We start from the raw sequence: 9637 nt of genomic DNA on the forward strand, positions 1-9637 counted from the left end.
AAGAACGAAGAAGCAAGGCAAGATATCAAAGCTCTAAGGTCTGAGGGAAAGAACGAAGAAGCAAGGCAAGATATCGAAGTTCTAAGGTCTGAAGGCAAGAACGAAGAAGCAAGGCAAGATATCAAAGCTCTAAGGTCTGAAGGCAAGAACGAAGAAGCAAGGCAAGATATCGAAGTTCTAAGGTCTGAGGGAAAGAACGAAGAAGCAAGGCAAGATATCAAAGCTCTAAGGTCTGAAGGCAAGGAGCTGTAAGAGCAATAAAGTTAGAGGAGGTAAGGAGATAGAAGAGTTAAAATATAAAATCTAAAAAAATTCGAGAAAACTGTTCTAAGAATTTTGTTGGCAAAATCAAATTTCGATAAAAGAACGATAGTAACCTAGGGTAAATTTAGGGAGAAATAAAGTAGACTTTCACATAGGGTATTTGGCTAACTGTTCATAGGGAGGCCAATCCTTGCGTGTAGGGTGCCGTAATTAAATTTAAATAAAAGATTAAAAACTGTTTTCGTTTTTCAGTTTTGATTTTAAATTTTTGGATGGTAATTTTTTATTTACGAGTTCTTGATTTATTTATTTTTGTCAACAGGATATTTTTTTCGAAAAGGTTTACTCTCAATTATAGTTGATTTTTTCTGTGTTTGTTGAAACTTAATAACCAATTTAAAAAGAGATGTACGTAGAATGAGACGTTATGTGTTGCGGGATAATCAGTGAGAGATAAGATAGAGGATCTTTTACCTGGAAAACCAGGGGATGTAGGCGTTAAAACAAAAGACACTTTCCTGTTTGTGGAGGCTGTTTTATACCGTTATAGTAATTTAGGTTGAATTAGAGATTTTAAAGAACCACGAAATAGCGTCGAATAGAGCGTTGAAATTTAGTATATTGCATTCCATCCCTCTCTTTATATTAGCCCAGAATTTCTCTATTGGATTCAAAGCTAAATCAGTATAAAAAGATTACGAAAAATGGAATTGAAATAAGAGATCAATTGAACAAGTTAATGTTTCTTCTTATATGTTTTGCTTGGGCCCATTTTTTCTCAATTGGATTGATATCAGGGGAATATGGAGGCAAATAAAGCAAACTATGGCATCTTCTAGCATTTTTTGCATAGCTTTTCCTTTATGGAAAGTGGCATTATCCAACACTACCGCTTTCTTTTGGAAGGTTTGGTAACACCCAAAATGTAACCCCCTTTGTAAGCCAGATATCAAACCAATTGCAATTATATTTTCCAATTAAAGCGCCTATGGGATTTGTCTCCCCCAGTTATGAGAGCCATAACACCGCTTGCCTTTTCAGAGTGTCTATGCGTTCTTGGCATATCATCAGAAAAACCACTTTCATCACTATAACCTATCTGCTTATCTATCTGGTACCAGAAGCGCTGACCTCTACCCTCTTAGCTCTTTCATAGCACCTGTCTGGAAATTCTTGTATATAATTTCTCTTTATCTAATTTTGTCCATGATTTATTCCTTTTGTTGACACCTTCAAGAGTTTTAATCTATCTTACTACTGCTGATTTAGATATGCAAAATCTAGCAGCTACTTTTTCAAATGATAACCCGTGCTTTGTTTTTAATACTTTTTTTCGAAAATCTAATGAATATGTCATACCTTTACTTATATATCTTTTTTGAAACTAGATTTTAAAGAAAATTTACGGTAAAAACAACTTGATAACCTGTATTCATGATTTAGCTATTCTTCTTAATAGGATCATGGAATGGGCTATCTTTTCAGCAGTCTCTATGGAAATTTCATAATCTTTAGATACCCTTTGCAAATGATTTAGCCATGCAAATGTTCTTTCGACAATCCAACGCTTTGGAAGTATGGCCCATCCTTGAGATATATGCTCTGATATTGCTATAGCTTTATTCAATATAGTTCTCACAAATTCCTCCATGGTTTTTCTATATCCAGCATCTGCACAAACTCCCTTTTATTTAGGATATTTTTGCACCGCTTCCTAAAAAACTCTGCACCCAGCACCTGTGTCATTGGCCTTATGAACCGTGATATGGATCAGATTGCCTTGCGTATCAACACCACTATGCCGTTTACGTATCTTTTTTCCCCCATCTATACCTATTTTTTCTGAGGAACCTGTGGGTTTAACACTTGTTTTAACACTTTGTGAATGATGCTATAGCTGGGATTCTTACTCCTTTCATACTTAATTCGGCTTGTCTTTTGTATTCATGAATACAGGTTCTAAGGTGTATTTGAAAATGGAGCAAAGCAAGAAAATTTTATAGAATGATAAACTTTTTTCAAGAGGTAGAAAAAAGAATAAGTTAAGCAAAGAAGATTGCTTTTTGATAATGTTTAATCATCTCCACAAGTACTACATATGTTTTCTGCGTCAGTCAAAGCTGGGTTGAATACTACGTATAAATAATGATCTGGAAGATACGTTAGCTAAACATTCTGGGGTAGTGTTTATCTTTCCTGAAAGATCTAGCTAAAACATGATAAAAAGAATATGACAATGGAGTTGGATAAATTTATAATTATGTAATAAATTCTATACTCATGCTAAATGAAATAGTTTAAAAGTTTAATTTTATGTGTTAATAATTTTTCTTATACAAAGATTTCTGACAGAAGAAGATCGTGTTGCGTGAAGAAGCAACGCGTAGCAAATAGGGATTAAGGCAGTTTTATTATCCGACAAAGGGCGGAGCTATCGTCAAATTACTAGAGGCTCTTCTGATTGACGATCGTAGAGGAGTATAAGGAAGATCAAACTTTGATATCTTGCCTTGCTAAGTTAATGGTGTCAAGCGGAGGCTCTGTAAGCAAGCTAAATACTTCACAAACAGCGGAACTTACCGCACATTTGGAAAACCACGACGTATATGAAAGTGAGTGATATCTGAGCTCTATGTTCTTGAACTTTATAGCATTGCGTCGATTCAAGGTATGACGTTGTGGCTGCACGCCCATAATTTTTCATTTAAAAATCCAGCGGCACGGCCCGCAAAGGCAGCCAAGCAGGAAGCCTTTATTCAACGGTGATGACAACGCCGCCGAAGGATGAACCCATCCTGTTTGGTGATGGCGTGCCCCCCATGGAAACGAAAATCACCTGTCAGGCACCCACATTGCCATGACAGCCTTACACGCATAAACCTGATGGGAGGAAATATGCGCCTTACAGTGGTATCCTTAAAAACCTTGAATAGAGCCACTATGAAGACGTTTTTTGATCCGCTGAAAAGACGCTTATCCAAAGGCGCCTAGCATTCACCTGATCTTGGATCAAGGCCTCTACAAGCAAAGATACCCAAAAAGCAGCAAAAGAAAGGGGGATTGAGGTGCATTATTTGCCCCCTTATAGCCCCCCCAACCTGCACCCATCGAAGAATGAACATGTGCGCAATAATCGATTTTTCGTCTCTGCCAAAGAGCATTGCTGGTTTGGTTAATAACAATCCGATAGTGTTAATGGGGTTTAACAGATCTTGCGACACAGTATTATTCCAAGCTTGGGAGAAAAATTTTTGATCAAGTAACAAAAGCCTGGTCAAGGTGTTATTATGGATAATGCCTATTTTCATAAATCCAAGAGAGGTAGAGAATAAATAGAATCTGTAAAATGCAGTATAATTTTTTTACTTCCTTAATCTCTTGATTTGAATCCAACAGAGAAATTCTGGGCTAATATGAAGAGGTGACAATATACCAAATTTCAAGGCTCTATTCGACGCTATTTCGTGGTTCTTTAAAATGTCCGATTTAACCTAAATTACTATAAAGAAAGAGTACGACGATAAAATCTAAATATCTTCTTCACAATTTTTATTTTTAAATTCTTCTTGCATAGTTATCCTAAAAGCAAAATTCTTACTCAATAAGAAAAATTTTGTAAACTTTTTCGAAAAGACTTCACTAAACCAAAAAAAATCTAAGCACGAAAGAGAAAAACTAATATCTAAAGTATTAAACAGTAGGTGTGAGCAGTTTTATGCTTTTGCCTAAACAATATTAAACTTTTTAAAGTTCTTAATACTCCAGAATTACAAAAAAAAATTGACAATCTCAAATAATATGTTAAGAAATATTTAGAAATTGATCTTAAAAAAGACTGAACTTGAATGTATTTGGCAAACACCAGAAGGTTTTCTGTTCTCTTAAAAAAAACAGGTCCATATTGTGTAAAAAATTGAGAAATTTATTTATAAACTTTTTAAAGTTAGGAAAGTGCGTCGTACAAAGATTTTTGAAATTTTTCTTGATCTCCCGAATGGCTTTGAAGGGTGATGGGGGGGCTCCACACCCACTCAATACGTCCAAAAGGTAGAGGAATTTTCATTTGATCCCAAGTCTTTTTTAAAACGTATTGAGCTGTTGAATTCCAGTGCAGTGCCAATACCGGGCGCCCAGAAAGACGCGCTAACGCGTACACTCCGTTTTTTAATACTTCCCTTGGTCCCCTTGGACCATCTGGCGTAATACCTACACTAATCCCCTCAGAAAGAGCTTTTAACATTTTTTTTAAAGCCAAAGTTCCTTTGTCATGAGAAGAAGATCCTTCAATACAGGAAATTCCGAATTTTTGCACTGTTTGAGCAATCAACTTTCCATCTCCGTGAGAAGAAATTAGCATACGAAATTCCTTACCTTTTTTCCATGCAAAGGGAGCCATAGTCATTTCACGATGCCAAAATACAATAATTGCAGGAGTATTCTCTTGAAACAACGTCTCGATATGATTACGGCCAACAATGACTTGGCGACTGGTTCTGTAAACAAATCGTAAATATTCGGCAAAAATAAAACTTAAAGATTTTTGTACAAATCTTTTTTTAAAAAATGAATGCAATTTTACTTTTTTCCAATAAAAATTCAGTTATATTAAATAAAAAATTTAAAATTTATTGAACATTTTCTTCAGAACGCATAGGAGTGACTTCAATTAATGTTACTTGATGATGGTGAACACGCAAAATCTTCATTTCAAACTCTTTAATACGCACCACCGTTCCTACCTCGGGAATTGTGCGACATGTGTGTAAAATCAACCCAGCTAATGTCGAAACCGAAGGTTCATCAAAGTTCCACTCATACTGTCTGCGTAAATCTCTTAGCGTTACACACCCCCTGACTAAATACGTTTCTTGAGGAGTAGTGCGTACACCAGGAAAATCCACGTCGTACTCGTCGCGAATCTCTCCTACGATTTCTTCTAAAATATCTTCTAATGTTACCATTCCTAACAACGATCCATACTCGTCTACCACAAATGCTTGATGAGAATGCTTTTCTTTAAATAACTGCATTTGATAAAACAGCGTACTAGTTTCTGGAATGAACCAAGGAGCTTTCATCATAGAATAAATATCAGAATTTTCTTTCAGCTTTTCTTTTTTTTGTAGATAACGCATAAGAGTTTTAAGGTGAATAACACCAACAATATTATCTGGAGAATCCTTCCATAACGGGATGCGTGTGTACGGAGCAGTCAATAAATATTCACATAGCTGTTCAAAAGGAAGGTCAATATTAAACGACACAATATTTTTTCGATGAACCATAATTTCTGATACTGTAACGCGAGAAAGGTCTAAGATACTTCCAAGCATTGCACGCTCGTGAGAAATTATTCCAGAACCAGCATGAAGATCTATAGCTCCTCGTAAGTCTTCTAAAGTATTTGCAGTTTCTTTTGTGCTACTTACCCCCAACCACGATAATGAATAGTGAGCAATACGATCCATAAGCAACGTAATAGGAAACAAAAATCGTTTCAAGAATTGAAGCAGAGGCACTAAAAATAAGGCAGCACGCTCTGGACACTGATACACGTAAATCTTGGGTAAAATTTCTACGTACAGAGCAGTAAGTGCAGATACAACAACAGGTGCAATAACTAATCCCAAAGGCCCAAGATATTGACGAAATAACTCAGTAGCAATAGACGCCATACCATTTAACAAACAAATGTTTGTAAATAACAAACAGCCAATCAGAACGGGCATTTGTTTTTGAAGTTCTAGCAAAACAGAAGCAGAAGGATTTTTTTTTGCCATTTGATTTAAACGAAAAGGTGAAGAGGCGATAACCGCCGTCTCACTGGCAGACAAAAATGCTGCTAACACTGCAAATACAATAATAAGAATAAAAAAAACAAATAACATAAAATTACTAATCTCAACACACTACATGATGTGAAAATGCGACTTTAGCTCATCTAAAACCTTTGCAAGAGTCTCTTCGTACCCACCTTGATCGCTGGGAACTCGTACATCTGCAAGCCCGTAGAGCTTGTCTCTTTCCTCGTGCATCTCTTCTAGCACTTTTTCTAAAGCCAAATTTTTTCCTTCTGATAACAATACAGACTCCGCATCTAACTGGGGAAAACCCAACTGAGGCCTTGCCTTCCTGGATAACCGATCTGCCAAATGAGACGGCTTTGCACACATGTAAACTGTACACGTGTTTTCTAGCAAAAGCATTCGTGTTTGAGCTTCCAAAAAAGCTCCCTCACCCGTAGCTAACACATGAGAAGATTCTTCTTTAAGAACCCGTTGAATCACAGAAAGCTCAGTGCTTCTGAAAACTGTTTCCCCAAACTGCTCATAAATAGTTGAAACAGAAAGACCTCCCGCAGCCTTTTCTACCATATTGTCTGAATCAAAGAATGGTATCCCAAAAAACTCTGCTAGTAATTTGCCTAAGGTGGTTTTTCCTACCCCCGGCATGCCAACTAACGCAATGGGCTTACCTGGATAAAACTCTCTATACGTATTTCGAATCATATACTCTGTACCTTCACTCGCGCCTAGATCCTTATGTACTCATGAACAAAATTCAAAAAAATGAACCTTGAAAATCAAGAGTACAACTAAATACAAAATAAAAAATAAAAGAGAAAAAAAATTTTCTCTTTTTATGAAGTGAAGCAACCTACTTTTGTTTTTGTTCTTGTTCTTGTTCCTTTTCTTTTGCTTCTACGTCTTCACTCTTTTCTGTGGACTCACAAGTCCCAGTAGCACTTACAACACTTGCCATAAGAGATGCCAGCAAAATGAACGTTTTCATAACAATACCTTTTCAAAGTTTCTACATTCGAATCATAGACATATTTCATAAATGATTGCAAGAGGGGGGGGGGAAAAATTTAGGAAATTTACTAAAAACATACATCTGAAAAAGTCAAACTCATAAAAAAACCATCATTTTTTAACATCAACTCCCAAAAAATCTATTTGTTAAGATTTGCATAGTAAGTACTAGGCGTACTAGTCTTACGGTCTAAATCTAAAAAGTGTTACTCCCCTCTTGTGTAGTGCAAAAAAAATCTGTATCCTAGAGATAAGCTTTGGGTAGACGTATTTTTAGGGTTAACTGACCAGATCTGAAAGGAAGCAATCAACTTTAAAAACTTCGGGTTATCCAAAGCTTTTTGAATTTTTATTTCCCCGTTCGGTCCTGTCAAAAAGTTGCTTTCAACGTGTCGTTTGAACAGTTGCTTTGGTCAGACAAACAAATAGGTCTTACCTTGTTTCGGGTGCTTAAAAAACGTTTTATTTCTTGAACGCTTTCATACTGCATTAACTCTTGAGGAATATTATGGATGCGAAATTCAAGGGACATTCGATTTTCTCCTTTAAACAGGTAGTGATACGCATCTCTTAACCCATGAACTTCCTGAGAGCTCATCTGTAGTTTTCTTAAGCGATGTAAATTAAGTCCTGCTAACTTTGCTCGATTTCCTATAGCAGTAGTGTAAGGGCTTACGTGTCCACCTACTGCAGAACACCCTGCGATCATAGCTCCCTTTCCAATAGAAGCCATTTGATGTACCGCAACCATTCCGCCCAAAACTACCGTATCTTCAATTTCTACATGTCCACCAAGTACAACATTATTTGCCATAATCACGCCGTTTCCAACACAGCCATCATGACCAATATGACATCCCACCATGATCATACAGAACTCTCCCACGCAAGTTATTCCTCCCCCTTGCTGTGTTCCCCTGTGGATAGTAACGTGCTCACGAATCTGAGTATATTTTCCTATTACAAGTTGAGTAGGCTCATCTTTGTACCCAGTATGTTGAGGTGCCGCTCCCAAAACGGCAAAAGGATGAACGCGAACGCCCTCATGAAGATGAGTATTTTGATCAATCACCACATGAGACACAAGATGAACATTCTTTTCCAGAATTACTCCCTTTCCTATGCTGCAATAAGGACCAACAATAGCGTCCGGATGAACAACAACATCAGAATGCAAAACAGCAGTGTTATGGATGTTCATAACGCCAAACTTGCCAAAAAATGCCCACAATCCCGCTTCCTTTCCTTAACCACTCAGAAAATTACACTAAAAAACCGTTACTCCAGAAAACAAAAACGAACGATTTAAAATAAAATATCACAAAATACGACGTTATTCTAACCAAAGATCAAAGCAAAGGCAATAGCACTTTTAGGCTTTAGATTTTTTTGTAGTGACGGATAGAAAATAAAGTGCCCCATACTTTCTAGAATAAATCGAAAGAAAGTACCACGTTTTCCTTTAAAAAAAGTTTGAATTTGACTTCTGTGAGTAAAAAAACACTTTTCGAGTCAAGAAAACGGTGTCTAAAAATAGAATTCATTAATTCATTCTTTCAAATAAACTCTTGCTAGGGAAATTCTGGTTTGGTGTATCCATATCGATTGATTTTACTATGGAATAGCAAACTGATATTGTTTAAGAAAATATGGAGAAAAGTAATTTATGATCAGATTAACCATTTATTAAGATGTGAAAAAAAGATCCTACACTTATCTCTTTTGCGCTATATACTCATTCTGAATGAAATTGTTTAAAAGTTTAATTTTATGTATTAATAATTTTTCTTATGCAAAGTTTTCTGAAAGAAGGAGATCATGTTGCGTTACGAACCGACGCGTAGAAGATAGGATTAAGGCAGTTTTGTTTCCGACAAAGGGGAAGCTATCGTCAAATTGCTAAGGCTCTTCTGATTGACGATCAGTCGTCATGTAGAGAAGTATAAGGTGAGTGATATCTGCGCTTTCTTGAGGCATTGCGTATACGATTCAAGGCAAGACGTTGCACGCCTATAACTTTTCGTTTAAAAAGCCAGCAGCACGGCCAGAAAAGGCAGCCAAGCAGGAAGCCTTTTATTCAACGGTGATGACAACACCGCCGAAGGATGCCCTTCCTGTTTGGTGACGACATGCCCCACACCATGGAAACGAAAATCACCTGTTAGGCACCCACATTGCCACGACAACCTCTTTTACACCTGATGGGAGCCTTGGATTTGACGGGTAGTGTCCTTAGAAACCTTGAATAGGTTTTTTTATCAGCTGAAAGACGCTTATCCAAAGGCGCCTAACATTCCCCTGATCTTGGATCAAGGCCCCTACAAGAAAAAACCTCCAAAAAGCAGCAAAAGAAAGGGGGATTTAGGTGCATTATTTGCCCTCCCTAAGTCCCAATCTGACCCCCATCGAAGAATGCATATGTGCGCAACAATCGATTTTTCGTCTCTGCCAAAGAGTTTTGCAAGAGTATGATACATTTTTTCGACTAAACCTGGGACAACATCGCCATGGATCTTGTCGAGCGCGTCAATGACAACTTTCAACGCATTAGTCCAACA

At 37.0% G+C, this 9637-nt stretch carries 13 protein-coding genes and 2 pseudogenes; 5 read left to right on the forward strand and 10 right to left on the reverse strand.

All coding sequences use genetic code 11. The annotated features are described in order from the left end of the window. Together K737_RS09970 and K737_RS11050 are read left to right on the forward strand one after the other, a co-directional pair. Positions 1 to 252: pseudogene (locus tag K737_RS09970) on the forward strand (hypothetical protein); the annotation flags it as partial. A 429-nt stretch (positions 253 to 681) separates the two neighbouring features. Continuing rightward, positions 682 to 812: pseudogene (locus K737_RS11050) on the forward strand (IS5/IS1182 family transposase); the annotation flags it as partial. 175 nt (positions 813 to 987) lie between these two features. Here K737_RS11050 and K737_RS11925 read toward each other — a convergent pair. Further along, positions 988 to 1086, reverse strand: a complete 99-nt coding sequence (locus tag K737_RS11925; protein WP_081731155.1) for a transposase — start codon at positions 1084 to 1086, stop codon at positions 988 to 990. Positions 1087 to 1696: 610 nt separating this feature from the next. Further along, the gene (locus tag K737_RS11060) at positions 1697 to 1903 is read right to left on the reverse strand and encodes a transposase (RefSeq protein ID WP_024161392.1); all 207 of its coding nucleotides are present in this window, start codon (positions 1901 to 1903) and stop codon (positions 1697 to 1699) included. A 977-nt stretch (positions 1904 to 2880) separates the two neighbouring features. On the opposite strand from K737_RS11060, the gene K737_RS09975 reads away from it, so the two are divergent. Then, positions 2881 to 3030 carry a winged helix-turn-helix domain-containing protein gene (locus tag K737_RS09975; protein WP_006295838.1) on the forward strand — a complete coding sequence of 50 codons (150 nt, stop codon included), beginning with the start codon at positions 2881 to 2883 and terminating at the stop codon, positions 3028 to 3030. Here the strand turns inward: K737_RS09975 and K737_RS10510 are convergent. From K737_RS10510 to lpxA, 7 genes are all read right to left on the reverse strand, one after another. Continuing rightward, on the reverse strand, positions 3021 to 3245 hold the full coding sequence (locus tag K737_RS10510; protein WP_200863592.1) for a hypothetical protein: 225 nt from the start codon (positions 3243 to 3245) through the stop codon (positions 3021 to 3023). The two genes, K737_RS09975 and K737_RS10510, sit on opposite strands and share 10 nt — an antisense overlap. Positions 3246 to 3251: 6 nt before the next feature. Then, entirely contained in the window at positions 3252 to 3572 is a 321-nt protein-coding gene (locus K737_RS10250; RefSeq protein WP_152531054.1) for a hypothetical protein, read from the reverse strand. Between the two features lie 635 nt (positions 3573 to 4207). Further along, positions 4208 to 4837, reverse strand: a complete 630-nt coding sequence (locus tag K737_RS02655) for a lysophospholipid acyltransferase family protein (protein WP_006295742.1) — start codon at positions 4835 to 4837, stop codon at positions 4208 to 4210. A gap of 52 nt (positions 4838 to 4889) precedes the next feature. Then, the gene (locus K737_RS02660) at positions 4890 to 6152 is read right to left on the reverse strand and encodes an HlyC/CorC family transporter (RefSeq protein WP_006295743.1); all 1263 of its coding nucleotides are present in this window, start codon (positions 6150 to 6152) and stop codon (positions 4890 to 4892) included. A 21-nt stretch (positions 6153 to 6173) separates the two neighbouring features. Next, positions 6174 to 6773, reverse strand: a complete 600-nt coding sequence (locus K737_RS02665; protein WP_006295744.1) for a shikimate kinase — start codon at positions 6771 to 6773, stop codon at positions 6174 to 6176. Between the two features lie 148 nt (positions 6774 to 6921). Continuing rightward, positions 6922 to 7056, reverse strand: a complete 135-nt coding sequence (locus tag K737_RS11425; RefSeq protein WP_023491033.1) for a hypothetical protein — start codon at positions 7054 to 7056, stop codon at positions 6922 to 6924. A 393-nt stretch (positions 7057 to 7449) separates the two neighbouring features. After that, a complete protein-coding gene (gene lpxA, locus K737_RS02670) occupies positions 7450 to 8280 on the reverse strand; it encodes an acyl-ACP--UDP-N-acetylglucosamine O-acyltransferase (RefSeq protein WP_075260328.1) in 831 nt (276 codons plus the stop codon). Between the two features lie 543 nt (positions 8281 to 8823). Here lpxA and K737_RS09980 point away from each other — a divergent pair. After that, positions 8824 to 8982: a hypothetical protein gene (locus K737_RS09980; RefSeq protein WP_161630417.1), complete on the forward strand. Its 159-nt coding sequence runs from the start codon at positions 8824 to 8826 to the stop codon at positions 8980 to 8982. Between the two features lie 99 nt (positions 8983 to 9081). Further along, a complete protein-coding gene (locus K737_RS11430) occupies positions 9082 to 9204 on the forward strand; it encodes a hypothetical protein (protein ID WP_268743852.1) in 123 nt (40 codons plus the stop codon). Between the two features lie 193 nt (positions 9205 to 9397). Here K737_RS11430 and K737_RS11065 read toward each other — a convergent pair. Then, positions 9398 to 9637 (reverse strand): hypothetical protein (locus tag K737_RS11065; RefSeq protein WP_006295746.1); only part of this gene is annotated, 240 nt, incomplete at its 5' end.

Source organism: Holospora undulata HU1 (genome assembly GCF_000388175.3).
GTDB classification, from domain to species: domain Bacteria; phylum Pseudomonadota; class Alphaproteobacteria; order Holosporales; family Holosporaceae; genus Holospora; species Holospora undulata_A.

Coding starts and splice junctions, on each gene's coding strand:
- K737_RS10250 (WP_152531054.1), bottom strand. CDS start 3,572: ATGAAAATAGGCATTATCCATAATAACACCTTGACCAGGCTTTTGTTA.
- lpxA (WP_075260328.1), bottom strand. CDS start 8,280: ATGAACATCCATAACACTGCTGTTTTGCATTCTGATGTTGTTGTTCAT.
- K737_RS02660 (WP_006295743.1), bottom strand. CDS start 6,152: ATGTTATTTGTTTTTTTTATTCTTATTATTGTATTTGCAGTGTTAGCA.
- K737_RS11425 (WP_023491033.1), bottom strand. CDS start 7,056: ATGAAAACGTTCATTTTGCTGGCATCTCTTATGGCAAGTGTTGTAAGT.
- K737_RS09980 (WP_161630417.1), top strand. CDS start 8,824: ATGAAATTGTTTAAAAGTTTAATTTTATGTATTAATAATTTTTCTTAT.
- K737_RS02665 (WP_006295744.1), bottom strand. CDS start 6,773: ATGATTCGAAATACGTATAGAGAGTTTTATCCAGGTAAGCCCATTGCG.